The organism is Neolewinella aurantiaca (genome assembly GCF_008014675.1).
Lineage (GTDB): Bacteria > Bacteroidota > Bacteroidia > Chitinophagales > Saprospiraceae > Neolewinella > Neolewinella aurantiaca.
On the sequence record NZ_VOXD01000005.1, the window covers coordinates 49777 to 68594 of the forward strand.

Annotated in this window: 21 protein-coding genes; 10 read left to right on the top strand and 11 right to left on the bottom strand. The window is 53.9% G+C overall.

Translation table 11 applies throughout. The features are described 5' to 3' along the window. Window positions 1–61: 61 nt before the first annotated feature. Complete coding sequence (locus FUA23_RS04600) at window positions 62–1594, bottom strand: GH3 family domain-containing protein (protein WP_147929554.1); 1533 nt, start codon at window positions 1592–1594, stop codon at window positions 62–64. A 166-nt stretch (window positions 1595–1760) separates the two neighbouring features. On the opposite strand from FUA23_RS04600, the gene accD reads away from it, so the two are divergent. From accD to FUA23_RS04615, 3 genes are all read left to right on the top strand, one after another. After that, window positions 1761–2618, top strand: coding sequence for an acetyl-CoA carboxylase, carboxyltransferase subunit beta (gene accD / locus FUA23_RS04605; protein WP_147929555.1), 858 nt, complete (start codon window positions 1761–1763; stop codon window positions 2616–2618). Then, the gene (locus tag FUA23_RS04610) at window positions 2611–3624 is read left to right on the top strand and encodes a hypothetical protein (RefSeq protein WP_147929556.1); all 1014 of its coding nucleotides are present in this window, start codon (window positions 2611–2613) and stop codon (window positions 3622–3624) included. Before accD ends, FUA23_RS04610 begins: the two co-directional genes overlap by 8 nt. A 220-nt stretch (window positions 3625–3844) precedes the next feature. Further along, window positions 3845–4402, top strand: coding sequence for an FKBP-type peptidyl-prolyl cis-trans isomerase (locus FUA23_RS04615; protein ID WP_147929557.1), 558 nt, complete (start codon window positions 3845–3847; stop codon window positions 4400–4402). Between the two features lie 105 nt (window positions 4403–4507). On the opposite strand, the gene FUA23_RS22225 is transcribed toward FUA23_RS04615, so the two are convergent. Next, the gene (locus FUA23_RS22225) at window positions 4508–4684 is read right to left on the bottom strand and encodes a hypothetical protein (protein ID WP_187270884.1); all 177 of its coding nucleotides are present in this window, start codon (window positions 4682–4684) and stop codon (window positions 4508–4510) included. A gap of 122 nt (window positions 4685–4806) precedes the next feature. On the opposite strand from FUA23_RS22225, the gene FUA23_RS04620 reads away from it, so the two are divergent. Next, window positions 4807–5481 carry a YggS family pyridoxal phosphate-dependent enzyme gene (locus tag FUA23_RS04620; RefSeq protein WP_147929558.1) on the top strand — a complete coding sequence of 225 codons (675 nt, stop codon included), beginning with the start codon at window positions 4807–4809 and terminating at the stop codon, window positions 5479–5481. A gap of 62 nt (window positions 5482–5543) precedes the next feature. Here the strand turns inward: FUA23_RS04620 and FUA23_RS04625 are convergent, their stop codons facing one another. Further along, window positions 5544–7721 carry a GNAT family N-acetyltransferase gene (locus FUA23_RS04625; protein ID WP_147929559.1) on the bottom strand — a complete coding sequence of 726 codons (2178 nt, stop codon included), beginning with the start codon at window positions 7719–7721 and terminating at the stop codon, window positions 5544–5546. Window positions 7722–7881: 160 nt separating this feature from the next. On the opposite strand from FUA23_RS04625, the gene FUA23_RS04630 reads away from it, so the two are divergent. The 4 genes from FUA23_RS04630 (at window position 7882) to FUA23_RS04645 (ending at window position 11377) form a co-directional block, all read left to right on the top strand. Further along, a complete protein-coding gene (locus FUA23_RS04630; RefSeq protein ID WP_246144023.1) occupies window positions 7882–8742 on the top strand; it encodes a glycoside hydrolase family 16 protein in 861 nt (286 codons plus the stop codon). Window positions 8743–8826: 84 nt separating this feature from the next. Next, entirely contained in the window at window positions 8827–9804 is a 978-nt protein-coding gene (gene moaA / locus FUA23_RS04635) for a GTP 3',8-cyclase MoaA (protein WP_187270885.1), read from the top strand. A gap of 49 nt (window positions 9805–9853) precedes the next feature. Continuing rightward, window positions 9854–10327 (top strand): cyclic pyranopterin monophosphate synthase MoaC, encoded by a 474-nt coding sequence (gene moaC, locus FUA23_RS04640; protein ID WP_147929561.1) that lies wholly within the window; start codon window positions 9854–9856, stop codon window positions 10325–10327. A gap of 27 nt (window positions 10328–10354) precedes the next feature. Beyond that, window positions 10355–11377 (top strand): HesA/MoeB/ThiF family protein, encoded by a 1023-nt coding sequence (locus FUA23_RS04645; RefSeq protein WP_147929562.1) that lies wholly within the window; start codon window positions 10355–10357, stop codon window positions 11375–11377. On the opposite strand, the gene FUA23_RS04650 is transcribed toward FUA23_RS04645, so the two are convergent. From FUA23_RS04650 to FUA23_RS04670, 5 genes are all read right to left on the bottom strand, one after another. Beyond that, entirely contained in the window at window positions 11374–11790 is a 417-nt protein-coding gene (locus tag FUA23_RS04650; RefSeq protein WP_147929563.1) for a molybdenum cofactor biosynthesis protein MoaE, read from the bottom strand. The genes FUA23_RS04645 and FUA23_RS04650 overlap by 4 nt on opposite strands. Before the next feature lie 20 nt (window positions 11791–11810). Continuing rightward, the gene (locus FUA23_RS04655) at window positions 11811–12056 is read right to left on the bottom strand and encodes a MoaD/ThiS family protein (RefSeq protein WP_147929564.1); all 246 of its coding nucleotides are present in this window, start codon (window positions 12054–12056) and stop codon (window positions 11811–11813) included. Between the two features lie 106 nt (window positions 12057–12162). Then, a complete protein-coding gene (locus tag FUA23_RS04660) occupies window positions 12163–12981 on the bottom strand; it encodes a sulfite exporter TauE/SafE family protein (RefSeq protein ID WP_147929565.1) in 819 nt (272 codons plus the stop codon). 68 nt (window positions 12982–13049) lie between these two features. Next, window positions 13050–13478, bottom strand: coding sequence for a Dabb family protein (locus FUA23_RS04665; protein ID WP_187270886.1), 429 nt, complete (start codon window positions 13476–13478; stop codon window positions 13050–13052). A gap of 176 nt (window positions 13479–13654) precedes the next feature. After that, window positions 13655–13969, bottom strand: a complete 315-nt coding sequence (locus tag FUA23_RS04670) for a Dabb family protein (protein ID WP_147929567.1) — start codon at window positions 13967–13969, stop codon at window positions 13655–13657. A 109-nt stretch (window positions 13970–14078) separates the two neighbouring features. On the opposite strand from FUA23_RS04670, the gene FUA23_RS04675 reads away from it, so the two are divergent. Next, a complete protein-coding gene (locus tag FUA23_RS04675; RefSeq protein ID WP_246144026.1) occupies window positions 14079–14714 on the top strand; it encodes a rhomboid family intramembrane serine protease in 636 nt (211 codons plus the stop codon). Window positions 14715–14960: 246 nt separating this feature from the next. Further along, the gene (gene ychF, locus FUA23_RS04680; protein WP_147929568.1) at window positions 14961–16058 is read left to right on the top strand and encodes a redox-regulated ATPase YchF; all 1098 of its coding nucleotides are present in this window, start codon (window positions 14961–14963) and stop codon (window positions 16056–16058) included. Between the two features lie 329 nt (window positions 16059–16387). On the opposite strand, the gene FUA23_RS04690 is transcribed toward ychF, so the two are convergent. The 3 genes from FUA23_RS04690 to FUA23_RS04700 form a co-directional block, all read right to left on the bottom strand. Further along, window positions 16388–16798: a hypothetical protein gene (locus FUA23_RS04690; protein ID WP_147929569.1), complete on the bottom strand. Its 411-nt coding sequence runs from the start codon at window positions 16796–16798 to the stop codon at window positions 16388–16390. A gap of 74 nt (window positions 16799–16872) precedes the next feature. Beyond that, a complete protein-coding gene (locus FUA23_RS04695) occupies window positions 16873–17310 on the bottom strand; it encodes a hypothetical protein (protein WP_147929570.1) in 438 nt (145 codons plus the stop codon). Further along, window positions 17310–18749 (bottom strand): TlpA family protein disulfide reductase, encoded by a 1440-nt coding sequence (locus FUA23_RS04700; protein WP_147929571.1) that lies wholly within the window; start codon window positions 18747–18749, stop codon window positions 17310–17312. The genes FUA23_RS04695 and FUA23_RS04700 overlap by 1 nt, the downstream gene beginning before the upstream one ends. Between the last annotated feature and the right edge of the window lie 69 nt (window positions 18750–18818).

Genomic DNA, 18818 nt, shown 5'->3' on the forward strand with positions numbered 1-18818 from the left:
TTACTAAAAAAATGTTTCGGCGGGGCGTTTCTCTTCGACGAGGGGAAGCGCCCTGCTTAATTCAGGGTCTCGTAGTTTCCAGGCGGTCTAAAACGGCCTCCAGATACCTGCGGTGATTTGCCAGACGGGGCACTTTGTGCTGCCCTCCCATTCTGTTTTGGTCCTTCATCCAGTTGCGAAAAAAGCCGCAGGGAGCTACCGTAATTTCCTGCCGGCTGATGGCAAAGTCATTGCTCCGCTTCGCTGCGTAGTTGTAGTTCGCACAAATCAGTTCTTCGTCGAGCGCACGTTCAAAAGAGGCGAGATCTTCAGGAGGGCGTTCGAACTCAATCACCCAGTGATGGCGCCCGCTCCCCGCCAGGTTGATGTACACCGGGGCCACCATAAACTCACGGACCAAAGCATTGCTGCGTTCACAAGCCTTCAGCAGAGCTCCCTCGGCTTCCGAGCGGAGTAAGTCTTCGCCAAAGGCGTTGATGAACTCCTGCGTCCGGCCGAGAATCCTGATCCGGTAAGGGTCAGTTTCGGTAAACTCGATGAGGTCGCCCATCGGGTAGCGGTAAAGCCCCGCAACGGTAGTAATGAGCATGACGTAAGTCTCGTTGGTGGAAACGTCCTTCAGCGGTATTGCTCCTCCGTATTCGCCTTGCTGATAATCCTCCCAGCGGATAAACTCGTAGTACACGCCGGCGTTGAGCAGCAACAACATCGTTCTCAGGTGGTCTTTGTCCTGAACGCCGAAGAAACCCTCCGTTGCGTTGTAGATTTCCTGAAAGATGAAATCATCGGCCGGGAACAACTCTTCGAACTGGGCCCGGTAAGGGGCAAAATTCACTCCACCGTGTTTGAACACCCTGGCCTCCGGCCAGACGTCCAGCATGTTGTCGCCGCCGTGGAGTTCGAGTATCCGGCGGTAAAGTGGCAGGTTCCAGGTGGGAACACCACCCAGAACAGTAATTCCGGGTTCCTTGGCCGCCAGCCGGGCGATCTTCTCGATCTTCTCCTCATAATTCACCGCGGTGGCGAGCTCGATATCGGGGATATAAAAGCTACGCATGATGCGCGGGATAGAATTGATGATGACGGCAGAGATGTCTCCCTGCGGGAGACCTGCCGTGGGATGATCTCCCTTCAGAGATCCTCCAATCAGCAGGTTTTTATTGCCGAACACCTGAATTTCGGGATCTTTGGCGTAGAGGCAGGCCAGACTCATCCAGCTCCCCTTAAGGTGAATATCGCTGATGGCATTGTGCGAGAGCGGCAGGTATTTTGTAGCTCCGGTAGTTCCGCTGGTGGTGGAGATGTAGTCTGCATCTTCGTGCGTGAGGACTCTTCTTTCTCCGGCCAGCGCACGCTGCAAATAAGGGAGGTGCTCTTCGTAAGTCCGCACCGGTACGATTTCGGAGAAATGATCAGGGGATTTGATCAGGTCGTAAAAATTGTGTTCGCGGCCGAAGGCCGTGCTTCGGTTGGCCTTTAAGATAGTCTGGAGTACTTCCCGCTGAAGTTCCAACGGGTCATCGTAATGCATACGCAACTCCCGGCCATAACGACCAATATAGGTACGGAAGAGGGTGTTAACGACTTTAAGCATACATGAATAACCTTGGGAGACGTGCTAAAGTTAGCTAACAGAGGACAAAAAACGACCATCTTTCCCAACAGTACTGCCCTTCTACCCTGCCCTGCACCTGCGGCCGCGCCAAAATGATGCGCACACAACCCGTACTTTTGTACCTTCGCGCCAATAAAGATTATCTATGGGATGGTTCAAACGCCTGACTAGCGGCATTCAAACGAATACAAGAAACAAAAAAGAGGCTCCCGAAGGGGTTTGGTACAAGTGTCCGAAGTGCAACGAAACGGTATTGCGCAAGGACCTGGAGGCTAATTTTTACAAATGCCCCAGTTGTAACTACCACGACCGGATCGGCTCACGGGAGTATTTCAGCATCCTGTTCGATGGCTCTTTCGAAGAGTTCGAGGAAGACATGGAAGCAGTGGATATGCTGGAGTTCACCGACCTCAAAAGCTATAAAGACCGACTGAAGGCGGCAAAAAAGAAAACCGGCCTGACCGACGCCATCCGCGTTGCCCGCGGCAAGGTGAACCGTCGCCCGCTCATCATTGCCTGTATGGACTTCAGCTTTATCGGAGGATCGATGGGTAGCGTAGTTGGCGAAAAAATTGCGGTTGCAATTGACGAAGCCCGGACTTCGCGCACTCCTCTTCTCATCATTTCCAAAACGGGCGGCGCTCGGATGATGGAAGCGGCCTTCAGCCTGATGCAGATGGCTAAAACGAGCGTGAAACTCAGCCAGCTGGCGAAAGCAGGGGTACCTTACTTCAGCCTGATGACCGACCCAACCACGGGGGGGGTAACGGCGAGTTACGCAATGCTGGGCGATATTAACCTCGCCGAACCCGAAGCACTGATCGCTTTTGCCGGCCCCAGGGTCGTGAAAGAAACCATCAAAAAGGAACTTCCTGCTGGTTTCCAGACGTCTGAATTTCTGCTGGAACACGGGTTTCTTGACTTCATCATCGATCGTGCTGAACTGAAGACGAGGATCGGTGATTTGCTTTACCTCTTCGAATCCGCCCGCCAAGGTGCCTAATCGTCTCGTCGGTATAATCCTGTGCGTATTGCTGGCCAACGTGCTCAATTACGCTCTCGGAACCTGGCTGGACAGCCAGATCCCAAACCTGGTACCACCAGTAGCGGTTGCCGACGGGTCCACACTCAATACGAGCCGTTTTTTTGTGCAGCAGGCAGATACCGTTCTTGCCGGAACGCCCGATGCAGAAACACTGCTCGATTTTTATGCCTATCTCGATGAGGGCGGAACATCGGCGTACAGCAACTGGCGTACAGCGCGGGCCGACCTGAAAACCGCTTCGGCTCCTTTCCGCCTGCGTGCTTTGGAAATTGCGGATGCTTCCAATTCAGGAAGGTTTCTGTCGCTCCTGCTGCTCATCATCACTCTGCTTCTGTTTTTTGGCAGAGTGCTGAAGGAAACCTCGTTATTCACCCCTGTGCTTTACCTGCTGATATACGCGGGCACCACAATACTGTACGGAAGTCTTTCTGCACCACTCTTCAGCGCAACCGTTGTCGGCTCGTTGGTGGTATACTTTGGTGGATTGCGGTTGTTCCTGCCCATATATCATACGGAATGGGTGCGGCTGATGCGCCCCGGCCTCACATTTTGCCTTTTCCTGCTGGCGGTGATGGCCTGGCGGGGACCGGAGCTGGTTGATTACGGGTTCTGGACAAGTCCTCTTTTCCGGCTTTGCCTGGTGCTCGTCATCCTGCTTACGGTCTTTTTCCACTTATCGATTCTCAAGTCAGTGCTGACGTCCGCGAAGATGAACACCATAACCCAGACCTTTGCTATCGGTATGCCCCTTGGTTTCACCCTGCTGGTTGCGGGGCTCTTTCTCGGCTTTTACGGCAAGGAAGCTGGCGCAGCGCTGGGGACGCTGAACTATGAGTTGGTTCTTTTTCCGCCAGAAACCGTCATGGCATTCAACCCGGAGGCCCCTTTTTTCCTTTCCCTCATTGGCGTGCTGCTGCTGGTGATGGCCGGCATCGGATATTTCATCCAGAAGATCGCGCGTTAACCCTAAAGTGACGACCAGTAGCTCCAACTCTGGCTACTGGATCTCTGCTAACAATCCAGGGCGGGGACGCAGGATGCAATGCAGGTTTCAAAACTACGTTATCATCCTTAGTTATCTCTTCCCTGAACGTTTTTCACCAACTAACCAAATGAAACAATTTATTCTTGGCGTAGCAATATGCCTAACCTTTGGCCAACTTTCGGCCCAAAATATTCCCACAATGGATTCTACTTTTTACGCCCTCGGCATCCTGATGCACGGCAACCTGAGCAAAGACTTCGGCGAAATCAACGTCGATCAAATGGCCGAAGGCCTTAAGGCTGCTCAGGCCGGTACAGCGACTATGACCCCCGAAGAGGCAAACGCCAAAATTCAGGCGTTCATCCAAAACCGCCTGGCCAAAGACGGTCAGGACTTCCTTGACAAAAACGCTCAGCGCCCCGAAGTAAAAGTTACCGATTCCGGCCTTCAGTACGAAGTATTGAAAGAAGGAACAGGTGCCAGCCCTACCGCTACCGAAACCGTAGAGGTACACTACCACGGCACCCTCATCGACGGAACAGTTTTCGACAGTTCCGTAGATCGCGGCCAGACCATCGAGTTTCCCCTCAACCGCGTTATTCCGGGATGGACCGAAGGTGTACAGCTGATGAAAGAAGGTGCGAAATACCGCTTCTTCATCCCTTACAACCTTGCCTACGGTGCTCAGGGCTCACAGCCTAAAATTCCGCCGTACGCAGCGCTTATCTTCGACGTGGAACTCTTTCAGGTAAAGTAAGCCACCGAACGAGTCGCTCCGGATAACCGGAGCATTCAGACTGAACAGCAACGCCCCGGTCCATACTGAATGGATCGGGGCGTTCTTTTTTTCTTCGGGTTCGATTTAAACGTTAGCGACGGTGGTTGCAATTACCTCTGCTTCTTCGGGAGCCAGTAATGCATCGAAAGCACCAAAGGAGTAGGCAGCAAGGGCCATCAGGGTAAGGGTAATCGCGGCGGTCAGCAAACGAGCGGTACGGCGACGGCGGCGATCATTTTTGGCGGTGATGTAGTTAGTCATTTTCTCTGGCTTTGTTGAAATGTGTATCGGGTAGTAGAATGCGCTTGGTATACAAAACAACGCAGCAACCTGAGGCATTAGTTTTCAGAGAAAACATAAATTGACGTTAGCAAAGAATTAAAATGTCCGAAACAGAGAAAGTCTACCAGGAACTCAACACCACAATATCCGCTGCAGAAGCACAACTGATTGCTGTTTCGAAAACGCACCCCCAGGAACGCATCATGGAGTTGTACGAACTCGGACACCGCGACTTCGGCGAAAACCGGGTGGCAGAGCTCGTCGAAAAACACGAAGCCCTGCCAAAGGACATTCGCTGGCATTTCATTGGCCACCTGCAAAGGAATAAAGTGAAAGCCATCGCTCCCTTTGTTCACCTCATTCATGCGGTAGATAGTGAACGCCTCCTTCGCGAAATAGACAAGCAAGCTAAAGCTGCTGACCGAAAAATCTCCGTGCTTTTGCAATTCCACATTGCTGAGGAGGCAAGCAAGTACGGTCTCGACCGCGAGAAAGCCGGTGCCCTGATCACCTCGCTCAAAGAAAAACCGCTCACTCATACCACCATAAGCGGCGTTATGGGCATGGCGACTTTCACCGATGACGAAGCCCAGGTTACGGCCGAATTTGAATCGCTCGCCGAACACTTTAAATGGATCCAGGGCACCATCCCCGGCCAATCACCTGAGTTCCGGGAGATCAGCATGGGGATGTCGGGCGACTATCCGCTTGCGCTTGCTGCAGGCAGTACCCTGGTACGGGTCGGAAGTCTTCTTTTCGGCCAGCGTTATACCTAAGCACTTTGACTTAGGTATAATAACAGAGCAGAAGACATTCGGCGTTCCTGCCGGGGCTGGCCTTATCTCATGCGCCGGAGCTTATCCAGCAGAACGGCCATTTTCAGGTTAAGACGGGTTCCGGCGTTGAAGAATTGTCCGTCGATTTGCAGGTACCCCTGTTCGAGCGACAACTGTTCCATCGTCGTGAAGAGCGAACTACCCGCGGGCTGCAGTACATTCTTCCAGTAGACTCCGGCGTCCGTTACGGCAAATCCATTCTTCGCCTGGCTAATCAGGCTTTGATCGCAAATGAAGAAAATCCGTTCGTCCTTACCGGCGCTGAGGAATGCATTCGTGGCGTTACGAAGCGCCCTGGCCGGCATAGAAACAAAGTCAGTATACACCCGCTCGGTCTCGGCCTCGAAATCCAGGTAATCCATGATCAACTTGAAGAGGTTAACGGAGTCCCAGTCGACACTCTGGTGCCGCAGGAGGCGCTGCGGCAGGATATTTCCACTTAGGTCGCCCGCAGTCTCAACAATGAAATACTCCGTGAGATCGGCCATAGTATCGTTGATGCGCCGGGCAACTGCGGCGTAGGTACGTTCGCCACCGTTGATCCAGTTCAGAAGATTGGTAAGTGAACCGTCACGCAATTGCTGGAAAGAATTGCTTTCTTCCAGGGCACGGTAATAATCCTTTAATCTGTTTGCTCCGAAGTAAGCCACCACCCGTTCCTGAAAGTGTTCCCGGAAGGCCAGCCTCAACTCAGCCATGGTATATTTCTTGGTAGAAATAGCTCCGGAACCAGAGGTGGATTGCCGGGTTTCGTGAGCCGTCTTTTGCTGCTCGGAGTTTCCGATTTGCTCATCATTTCCAACCGAACCAGCGGAGTTTTCAAACCGGAAAAAATCCTTCTCATCGTCTGCCTCAGAATCCGTCGCCTCCGGGCCATCGACAGCAGAAGGAAGTTCTTCGAGGATGAGCACGTCTTCTTCGGGGGCCTGTGCTCCGGCAGTCGGCAACTCTTCTTCTTCCGGCTGCGGATAACCGCAACTGAAACAAAAGCGCGCAGCGAAGGGGAGCACAGTAGAGCAGTCAGGACAATCCTTTGTTTTCCGGCCCTGCGGGGCAACGGTGGCTTCTGGTTCTGATTCGCTGACGGCAAGCGCTACCGGTTCTTCCATCGCGCTTTCCGTTGCCGTGGATTCCTGCACTTTGGTCTCCGAGGAAGGTACCGTTGTTTCGAAAGCAAATTCGAAGGATGGCTTCGGGCGCGGAGAAACTTTAGCAGCAGGCTCCTCGATCGGCTCTTTGGCGGACCGAATTTCGGAAGCGCCTTCTACCTTTCCGTCTCCAAAATCCACCTCGAAGGGGATATCCCGAGGGCTGTAGACCTGTCCGGATTTTGGAATTGGAGGAGCCGCCGGTTCAGGATTTGAGGCTGGCTTAGTTGTTTTCACCTTCAGCCCGGGTGATACAGGGCTGAACCCATCGGCCGGAGCGGAGGTTCCTTTCAGCGCACGGGCCCGGGCAATGAAAGCTTCAAGCTCAGTGAGGGTTTTCTCATCGAGCGTCGTCTCCGGAAACAGCCGCTCCTCAGGAGCGGCGGCGGAGAGTTTGTTTTCTCCCGTCTGGTAGAGAGGAGCTTCGTCGGTGGCGAGCCGGTAATCCGGCAGCGCCTCGAAAACTGGCTCGTTGGCACTGGAGGGAAAATCATCGGCGTAGCCGGTTTTATTTTCGTCTTCCATAATTGGGGTTTCCGCTGCTTCGTAAGCCTCGCGCAACATAAGGGTGCGGGAGATGGCAAAATTGCCGGTGGTTTCGCCCGTATCGGAGAAACCGTGTTTTTTGAAAAATGCTATTGCCCTGCCGTTATAATGGCGAACCGCCAGAGAAACGGCACGGTCGTCACCGATGAAATTGGTGGCCTCGTCAAGGAGTTTTTCGGCCACGCCTTTACCCCAGAAGGATCGCTTCACGATCAAAAGCCTGATTTCTGCGTAGGCCATCGGGGCGGCATCTACGATGATGAAACCCGCGAGCGCTCTAGTCTTTGAATCGATAGCAACAAACACCGCCGAATCGCGCTCATCCAAAGCCGTAAGGACCGCCTGGCGGGCAGTTTCCACCAACGCATCATTCTCTGCCCGCTGGGCAGCAGACAGGTCCGGCTGGTCAAAAGCCGGGAAGATGGCTTGCCAGACAAAGGTTTCCAGATGAAGGAAGTCGGATTCCCGGGCGGGGCGGAAGTTCATTAGTCGGTTAGTCGGTTAGTCGGTTTAAGGATAGGCATTTAAGTCTGGAATTGTAGCAAATATACGAATTAAACCCCAAAATGTTTAAACGCAACATTGTTTGCTACAAACTTTTCAATCTTAGCGTACATTTGCGTTCTTCTTTGCTCAAATCGCAACTATGAATCACAAGACGCTGCTCCTTCCATCCCTTCTTCGCACCTGCTGCCGAGCCCTGATGCTGTCGGGAATAATTTTCGTTTTGTTTAACCTGAGCAGCTGTAACAAATGGCTGGGTAAAGGGCAGAACAACCTGGAATTAGTCTGGGCTGATGAATTCAAAGGCCAGGAACCGCCCAATGAGGACAAATGGACGTATGACATCGGTACTGGCAGTCAGGGATGGGGTAACGACGAGAAGGAGTACTACACCGACCGGGCTAAAAACGTGCGGTTGCTAGGCGGTAAACTGATTATTGAAGCCCACAAGGAGCAATATAAAGGAAGCGAATACACCTCCGCCAGGCTGGTCTCCCGTGGCAAGCAGAGTTGGGGCCCTGGCCACCGTATTGCGATCCGGGCAAAACTTCCCAGCGGCCGCGGCACCTGGCCAGCCATCTGGATGCTGGCGGATAACCTTACCGAAGTAGGCTGGCCGATGGGCGGCGAAATTGACATCATGGAGCACGTTGGCTACAGCCCGGATTCTCTTTTCGGGACCGTTCACACCCAGGCCTTTAATCACATCCTCGGTACTCAGGACGGAGGTTCGACCACGGCAAAAGACCTGGAAACGAATTTCCACATTTACAGCATAGACTGGTACGCAGACCACATCGATTTTCAGCTGGACGGACGCACCTATCATACCTTTCACAAACGCGAGAACGCAACTGTGGAACAATGGCCTTTCGACACGCCACAGCATCTTTTGCTGAACCTCGCAGTTGGCGGATCCTGGGGAGGCCGTAAAGGCATAGATGATACGATCTGGCCCCAGCGGATGGTCGTAGACTGGGTTAGGGTTTACCAGCACAAATAACACTGGTTCGGGTCAGCGGTAATGCTGATGCGCGTCTCACGCGAAACGAAACCCGCCTACCTTCCCGTGCCTTACCTTTACCCTGTGCTAAAAGACCAACACGGACGCCAATCTACTTACCTCCGCCTCGCGGTAACCGACCGCTGCAACCTGCGCTGCCGGTACTGTATGCCGGAGGAAGGCATTGATTTTGCGGCACGGAAAGACCTGCTCACGTTCGAAGAAATAATCTTCCTCAGTGAAGTCCTCGCTGAGCTGGGGGTCAACAAAGTTCGCCTGACCGGAGGAGAGCCGCTGTCGCGCAAAGGCCTGCCCAAGCTGGTAAAGGGCCTCGGCCGGATTTTCCCGGAAATGGCCATGACGACCAACGGTGTATTGCTCCCGCCGGTACTCGATGAATTGGCCGGCTACGGCCTCAACCATTACAACCTTAGCCTCGACACCTTGCGTGAAGACCGGTTTTTCCAAATCACCCGCCGCGATGAATTCAACGGCACCTGGCGCGCACTGGAAGCACTGCTGGAACGGGGTATCAAAACCAAGATAAACGTTGTGGTTCTTAAAGGTACCAACGACGACGAACTCGGCGACTTCGTCGCCCTGACCAAAGACCGTAAGCTCGATGTTCGGTTCATCGAAGCGATGCCGTTCAACGACGACGATGGCAACCATCACCTTTACCTTTCGCACGGGGAAATGCTGGCCAGCATCCGGGAGCGCTTCCCCGACATTGCCCCTGATGCGGGCGAAGCGCACAGCAGTTCCGTTGCTTACCGGGTGCCCGGTTTTACGGGCACGGTTGGTATCATCCCCGCTTACAGCCGCAGCCTCTGCGGCAGTTGTAACCGCCTGCGACTGACCCCGAAAGGAACCATGCTAAACTGTCTGTACTCCACCAAGGGGATCGAGCTTCTGCCCCTGCTGCGGCAGGGCATCGGCCGCCAGGACCTGGCGGATCTGATCACAGCATTTGTGATGGGTAAACACAAAACAGGGCATGATACCCAACGCCTCGAACAATCGGGTAATATCTTTGCGAGTATGACTTCCATCGGAGGATGAAAGCCCCGGAAGCCGGAGCATCCGCAGGCCCCAAAAAACTACTATTGCTATGGCATTATCACACATAAACAAAGAAGGTCTGCCCGAAATGGTAGACGTGAGCGACAAAGCAATAACCACCCGCATCGCCGAGGCGGAATGCACCGTCGTGCTCGGGGAAGAGATTATGTCCGAGCTTGGCGCGAACGACTTTTCCACGAAAAAGGGTTCGGTCACGCAGACGGCGATTATCGCCGGAACGATGGCCGTGAAGCAGACCTGGTCGGTGATTCCGTTGTGCCATGCGCTGGATATTTCTTCCGTCAAGTTCGACGTTCAGGGCGCAGACGCAGGTGCAATGAAGGTTAAATGTAAGGTCAAAACCGCCGGCCGCACCGGCGTGGAAATGGAAGCCCTCCACGGCGCATCCGTCGCCGCGCTCACGATTTACGACATGTGCAAGGCAATGAGCCACGACATCGAAATCACCGGCCTGCGGCTGGTATCCAAAACCGGTGGAAAAACCGATTACCAGGCCAAATAATTACTTCGCTGTCCTATTCCGCAACCAATGAACAGATACCAACGCCAGACCGTCCTCCCCGAAGTAGGTGAAGCGGGCCAGCAAAAGCTGGCCACAAGCCACGTTCTCATTATTGGGTGCGGCGGCCTTGGTGGTCCGGTTGCGGCCTACCTGGCGGGCGCGGGTGTTGGCACGCTTACACTGGTGGACGGAGATTCGCCCGAAGAATCCAACCTCCACCGCCAGGTATTCTTCCGGACCGGTGCGACGGACAACAAGGCGAAGCTGCTGGCTGAACACTGCTCTTTACTCAATCCCGGCACCCGCGTCCGCGCCCACGAAAGTTACCTGGAAGCCGGCAACGCGAAAGCCCTGATCGAAGCGGCCGACCTCGTTGTTGAATGCAGTGATCACGCCCTGACCAAACACCTCGTCAGCGATGCCTGTCACTTGCTCGGCAAACCGCTCGTTTACGCTGCCGTCCATAAATACGAAGGCTACCTCGCTGTATTTCCCAACGAAGACCGGGATGACCTCCACCTGCGCGACCTCTTCCCTGCCCCCGATCCTACCCTTCCCGACTGCGCCACCGTTGGGGCGCTACCCACCGCCGTTGGTCTTATCGCTATGATGCAGGCCAATGCAGCCCTTTGCTATTTGCTGCAAATTGGCACCCCGCCCGTTCGCCAGCTCCTGACCTACAACGCACTCGACAATCACCAGCATCGCCTCAAACTGAAAAAAAACTATACCCAAACCGTGCCCGAACCCTGGAAAAAAGCCCCGCTCACCCGCGCAGAACTGGAAACCGATGCAACCCTGGCCGACCTAGCCGACTACGATCTCGTCTTCAGCATGCTCGACGAGCAGCGCGAGCCGGAGCTCCCCGAAGGCGTCATCAGACTCACTAAGCGCAACCCCTTCGGGCAGTGCCTGGAACGGATGGAAGCCGGCGGCAAATACCTCATCTACTGTAACTCGGGCAAACTGAGCCTGATGCTTGCCTCCCAAATCAGGAAGCATGATGCTTCCATCGAAGCACTCAGCCTGCGAACGGGAAAACCGGTTTAAGGGCGGGCATTCACCCAATAGCTCCCGTCTTCCAGAAATTCTTTCTTCCAGATCGGGACGTGTTCCTTGAGTTCATCGATCACCTGCTCGCAGCCGGTAAAGGCGGCTTTGCGGTGGTGGCTGCTTACGGCGATGATGACCGCGATGTCACCGATGGCGAGGTTCCCGACGCGGTGGTGGAGCGTGACAGCCTGCAGTTTGTGCTCAGACTTAGCTTTTTCGGCAATCCGGGTCATCTCCTTAATCGCCATAGGAGCGTAGCTCTCGAAATCGAGGTGGGTGACAGTCTTGCCCTTATTGTGATTGCGGATGGTGCCGATGAAGAGTACGATGCCGCCGCAGGCAGGATCATGAACGGAAGCGTAGGCCGCGTCGATGCTCAGCTTTTGGTCGGATAGTTTGATGTCAGTCATAAAAGAACTTCAGAAAGAGATTATCCGCCGCTTACGGGAGGGATGATGGCCAGAACATCGCCATTTTCCACTACCTCATCAGGATCGGCGTATTCTTCGTTGCGGGCGATGGCGAAGCTGACCAGTTCCCCAAAAGCCGGATAATCAGCAATTAGCTGTTGGCGGACATCAGCGACCGAAGGGCGGGGCCGCAGGTGCAAAGAGACGTTTCCGGCACCGGTAATATCCCGGGCAACGCCGAAGCAGAGTAAGGTGATTTTTTCCATCGGGCCAAAGGTAGGCTGAAAGCCGCAAACTACTCCACCGTCTAACGGTCATTTCTCCGGGCCCGGTCGCCAAAGGACGAAAGGCGCATTTTACTTCACCCGGTGGTTACCACAGCCCGCTCACCTGTACCAACAGCCGGGCTCCCACAACGATAATGAGTACCGCCGCAACGCGGCGGATGGTGGTTGCCGAGAGACTCCTGAGCGTTAGCCGCGTACCGATCTGGCCTCCGATCAGGACCGCGACGGCCAGTACGCCAAGAAGCTGCCACGGAGGCTCAAAGCCACGGCTCACCTGCCCGAGTAACCCGCTCAGGGAGTTGACGAAGATGAACAGGCTGGTAACCGCCGCAATCGTCCGGGCCTCAGCCCATCGTTGCAAAAACAAAACCGGACTCAGAAAAATACCACCCCCGATGCTGACCAGCCCCGCCAGGAAGCCTAGCGCACCGCCCAAAATGCCGGCCTGCAGTTGTGTTCGCCGTGCTGCCTCCGGCAGCGGATCGTCGGCCAGGGGCTCCCGCTCCGCGCCCGGCCGCAGCCACATTGCCAGGCCGGCAAACAACAGCACCAGCCCCAGCAGGCCCAGGAACTGTTCGCGGGGCAGCTCGATTCGTCCGCCCAGATAGGCCGCCGGCACACTGATCAATACCAGCGGCAAGGCTCTTTGCCAGGGCATCGCGCCCGCTTTCCAGAAATGAAAAACACCACCGCCGGCCACAATCAGGTTGCAAACCAATGCAGTAGCCCGCATTTCGCCCGTTGGCAAAGCCGCCAGGGCAAGGACCGCCAGGTAGCTGCTTCCGCCGCCAAATCCTGCCGTAGCATAAGTCAGGGCGATCAGGAAGAAGACCGGAGGGAGGTATATTAGTTCAGGAGCCAGAGGGGAGAAATCAGAGTACAGAATGCAGAGGTTAGAACGCAGAAATCAGAGTACAAAAGGTAGTTGGCAATCTGTACTCTGATTTCTGCATTCTGCTCTTTGCCCTCTACTTATTTGGAAAGAACGTTATCGTAGACCTGAACCCGCTTGAATTTGGCTTCTTGTTCCTCAACGAATTTCAGATGGATGGGGTGTGTCTGATAAACATCGTGGCCGGCAACATCGTCGAACCACAGAATGAGGGCATAATCGAAGGAATTGTCGGTCACTCCGCGGGTAGGCGTAGAGGCTGCCGGGCCAAAGAAGAAGCGTTTAACGGTTGGAACGCCCTCCAGCCGGGAGACGCCCTCCTCGAAGTTCATCGCGGAAGCTTCGTCCACATCATCATTGAGCCAGAAGTAGACAGTATGGATGAGGCCGGGCTCCATATCGCCGTCAATAACGCGCTCTATCTCGATGACCTCCTCTTTTTCCTGATTACAGGTGGTGAGGAAGGTAAGAGACAAGAAAAGTAAGGGAAGAATAAAAAGTCTTTGCATGATGGGTTGCATTTAAAGGCTAAGATAAAAAACTACGGTCGGGTATATCCGGAGGATTTTCTGTTCAGTGCTGTCTCCCGGGCATTAACCCGGAAACCCCGGGTTTGCAGGAACAGAGAACGAACCTTCAGTTGCGACAGACCACGCCGAAGCGAGTTGAACAGCGGCGGCTGACCTTACAACGCAGATGAGTCGTACACCTTCACTACGGCAAACTTAGCAGCCTGCTCTTCGACAAATTTGAGGTGAACGGGATCGATCTGATAAGCGTCGTGGTCCGCTACGTCCTTGAACATCAGGTGGAGGGAGTAATCGAAGGAGTGATCTGTAACGTCGCGCTCGGGCGTGGCGGCCGGTGCACTTACGTAGCAGGCGGCTACGGTTGGGGCTTCAGCGAGGGCTTTTGCGCCGGCAACGAAGTTCTCTTTTTCGGCCTCTGAGAGGCCGGGAGTGAGCCAAAAATAAACGGTGTGGAGCATACCAATGGTCATAGTCAGATTGCTTTGGTTTGAATTGACCGCCAAGGTACCCCATCTTTACCGGTCTTAATCATGTTTACCCTAACGGACCACCGAACTAACAGACTAACGTACCAATTTAATGACTCCAATCATCACCTACCTCATCATTGGCATTACCGGCGTGGTGTCTTACCTGGCCTTCAACGATTCTTCTTTGCGCGCAAAGATGTTGTTTGTTCCCGCCATGGTAAAAAACAGGGGCGAGACGTACCGCTTCATTACCCATGGTTTTATCCATGCCGACTTCATGCACCTTTTGCTGAACATGTGGGCCTTGTACATTTTTGGTCCGTTTGCCGAGGTTTCCTTCATCATCATGTTCGGTCAGACTTTTGGCGGAGCAGCTTACCTTTTGTTTTACCTGGCGGCAATTGCGGCCTCGAGCTACATCACCTACACCCGTCATCAGGACAATTACGGCTATACTGCCTTAGGGGCATCCGGTGCGGTGGCAGCCGTAATGTGGCCATTCATCTTCTTTCAGCCGTGGGCCTGGTTTGTATTTCCTCCACTGCCGGCCATCATTCTGGGGCCGGCCTACATTGCCTACAGCCACTATGCCGACAAGCGGGGAACCGGCAACATCGGCCACAACGCTCACCTTTGGGGTGCTATTTTCGGCTTGGTGACGTTCGTCATTCTGGCCGCGACGTTTGCACCGTACATTCTTGCTGATTTTGCGGGCATGCTGATGCAGCCTACCATGCCGTTTTAACGACACCGGCTCACGGAAGGCGCGGCCGCAGGTGCAATAAACCGTTTAGGGCCCAGTCGCCAAACGGGCTCAATGTGCTGCTTTCTCCTCGCAGAAACGGTGCATTAACGGGTATCCACAGGTTCCTTGATTCTTTCCCTGCACCTGCGTTCGCGCCTAAATATAAATGCCGTACTTTTGCGCCCGATTTTCGGGTCAGTACTGCTGCCCGTCATCAATCTATTCTTCTATCAATCTTATCCTCCCATGGCTTTAAAGTGCGGCATCGTAGGCCTCCCCAACGTCGGTAAATCCACCCTTTTCAACGCTCTGACCTCGGCCAAGGCGCTGGCGGCCAACTACCCTTTCGCGACCAAAGAGCCCAACATCGGGGTAATTACGGTTCCTGATCCCCGTCTCGATAAGCTCTCCGAGCTGGTAAACCCACAGAAAGTTCAGCCGACTACCGTCGACATCGTCGACATTGCCGGCCTCATCAAAGGCGCCAGCAAGGGCGAAGGGCTGGGTAACCAATTCCTCGGTAACATCCGTGAAACCGACGCCATCATCCACGTTGTTCGCTGTTTCGACGACGACAATGTCGTTCACGTAGACGGATCGGTAGATCCCGTTCGCGACAAGATGATCATCGATACCGAGCTCATCCTGAAGGACATCGAGACCGTTGAGAAAAAAGTAGACAAGTTCCGCCGTACCGCTAAGTCCGGCGACAAGGACAGCAAGAAAATGGTAGAGGTGGGAGATGCACTCCTGGCTCACCTCGAAAGCGAGCAACCCGCCCGCAGTTTCGAGACCACAGAAGAAGGCCAGGAAATCGTGAACGACCTGTACCTGCTCACCGCCAAGCCGATCCTTTACGTTTGTAACGTAGACGAAGACAGCTTCCCCGACGGCAACAAGCACACCGAAGCCTTCAAGGCCGAAGCGGCAAAAGAGAAAGCGGAGGTTATCCTTGTCTCCGCCCAAATCGAAGCGGAGATTGCTGAACTCGACACCAAAGAGGAGCGCCTCGAGTTTCTCGGAGAGATGGGCCTCGAGGAGCCTGGCGTTAACCGCGTCATCCGGGCCAGCTACAAGTTGCTGAACCTACTGACTTACTTCACCGCCGGCGAGAAAGAAGTTCGTGCCTGGACGATCGTGGAGGGAACCAAAGCCCCCGGTGCCGCAGGTGTTATTCATACCGACTTCGAGAAAGGATTCATCCGCGCTGAGGTTATCCACTACGCAGACTACGTTGAATTCGGGTCAGAATCCGGAGCGCGTGACGCAGGTAAACTGGGCGTTGAGGGCAAAGAATACGTGGTACAGGATGGTGACGTAATGCACTTCCGCTTCAACGTTTAATACCGTTTACTGCCCGCAACAGCGGGAATTGATCTGGTGCCGTAGAAACGGTACACATTTGAAAACTTTAGCGCCCGGTACTCATTACAACATGAATACCGGGCGCTGTATGTGTGGTCGGAGGGCATCGTAAAGCCGATCTCTGCGGATTTTGCTTCGATTTTCGGATAAATGGCCGGTATATCCTGAAGTCTGGTATCGTTCATGTTCGTGTATTTTAGTGCAATCACAGGGATTTCGCACTGGAATACAAACGATCAGGCAACCCAAACTACGACCGGCAATGGCGTCTTAGCCGCTCAATTCCTGTTCCGACGTGAAAACTCAGCTTATTTAAGCTGAGCTTTCACGTCGGTCTCCTTTTTAGCCCGCACCATGCAGAAGGTTCCGGATTTTTCTCCGGCCAGGTCGTAGAGCAGTAATGCCCTGCGGAGCAGTCGTTGCCGGGTGCTGGGATCTTCCTCCCGACCAGCCCAGGCGGTCAAAACATCGCCCAGTTGGTCGTAGTGTTGTGGATGGAGGTGCAGCTCATCCAGCTTGATCATCAAATCGGCGGGGGGCAATTCGAGGACATCGTCGATCTCGAAATCAAATTCGTCCCGGAACTGATCCTGAGCAATCTCCCAGGCCTGGGCCGGGTTCATGTCTCCTCCCTCAGTATTGAACATCATGGCGACAAGCTTCCCCAGACCCCGGCCGAGTCGTTCGATTTCGTCTTTGATGATATCTCTTTGTTGCATAGCAGCAAGAACGGGCTACAATTTGCTCCGAAGAAATTAAATAGACCAAATTGAAGATCGGTACGACGAGCGGGCTATTCCTTCCGCAGGAGCCGCATGATTTCATTGACCGGGTAGCGGTCTTCGGGGAAAGCCCAGGTTTTCCGGTCTTTGGTTTGCACGAGTAATACCCGGCTGGAAGGCCCCAGTCCTCCGCTCTCGTAGTTCTCGAGCCGGACATTCGAGGCACTGGGCAACCGGTTACTTTCTCCGTTAATGATCATCTCGGTGTCCGAGATTTCCAGGGTCGGATATTTAAACAGCGTCCAGAAAGACCCCAGAAACCCCATCAGGGCCAGCAAGGCCATGAAGTAGGCGAGCATTGGCAATAATACCCTTTTGCGCGGGTCGGGATCTTTAATTTTGTTCAACCGGAAAGCCAGCCACACGAGGAGCACAAATATTGCTCCGCAAATGGCCAACATGCCGTGAATGTCTCCGAGTTGGGGACTGAATGTTTCAATTTTCTGCATTAGCGTTCTCCGGTTGATTTATCAGACTCTTCTCTCAGTTCACGCTGTTTCTCCAGGTTTTCGAGTAGTTCATCTAGTTGCTTTGCGGCGATTCGCTTAGATACGATTTCCTTATTCTCATCCAGAACATAGATCGTCGGCGTAGAGCGGACATCGTAATCCTTGAAAAACCGTTGGTAGCGGTCGGTGGCGTGGAGCCAATCCCCGATTTCGTTGTCATCGATGTATTCCCAGCATTTTTCCAGCTCGTTCTGCTTGGTACAGACCGAGAAAACCTCTACTCCTCTGTCTTTCCACTTCGCGTAGAAATCTTTCATGTACGGAGTGGACTTCTTACAGGAGGAGCAATCGTACTTCCAGAAGTAGAGTACGGTATACTTTGCGTCGATGTCATAGAGTTCCACGGGGGAGCCATCACGGCGGCTCATAGCAAGGTTGGGTGCTTTGCGGCCGATCAGAAGGGGACGAATCCGTTCAACGTCTTCGGTCATTGTCTCCAACTGTTCGGGATCAACCCAGTAGGCCAAACCGCTTTTGTAGTAAGCATCGACCATATGAACGTAGACGGCGTCCATACCAACGATCTTGCTCTTTGCGGCTTTATTGGTGAAGTGGACCACGTAGTACTTGAACAGTTCCGAGTTGGGGTCCATTTTTCCCAGAACTTTGTCGATAGCCATTGCCACCGTATCCGGGTGCTGAATGTGCAGACGGTCGACGTAATAATTGATGCGCTCGAAAAGGAAGGGGGTGCGCAGCAGCCGATCGTCTTTGAGGTCCAGCGGATCGAAGTAATGCTCGAGCAGCCATGCGAGGCGGGCGGGGTTTCGTTCTTCTTCGGCGAGGTGCTCATAGGCCGGAGGATCATTAGCGCGGTTGGCCTTAATGATTGCGGTGGTGAAGGATTGCGGGTACTCAGCCATTATTTTTTGCTGGTGGAGGTCTACTTCATCCGAGATTGCGTTTAGTTTTTCCATTAAAGGATCACGCTGCTCGTCGGTAAGGGTGGAATCCTGCAGGGCTTCGCGGGCTGGCCGGCTGGCTTCGCCCTGCCGGTCGAGGTAAGCGAGGTACTCGAAGAAGATTTCGTTTTCTTCACTGCTCTCCACCGTAGCTCCGGCAAGTTTGTCTTTCCTTGTTTTCAGGGTAAACACCTGGTCATCATCATCACCGACCACCATTTGGAAATAGCTGTTATCAGGTGCTAACACAACCAGATAAATACCGCGGGGTAAGGCACTTGTGTCGCTTTCGAAAACATAGGTACCCTCCGGAGACCGTGCGGCGGTGTCAACGATATACTGCTTATCCAGAACGTTGTTGGCGAGACTGAGGATCGGTTCTTCGTAGCCGTCAATTTCGATGGTGATTTTGTAGGATTCCTGGGCGCTCAAACCAAAGGTCAGGGCCATGAACAGAAAGAGATAGTACTTGCGCATATTTGTGGTTCGCTTTGTCGTAACGCAAAGGTAACGCCTCAGTCTGCGAAAGTATTAGAGCGGACGAAG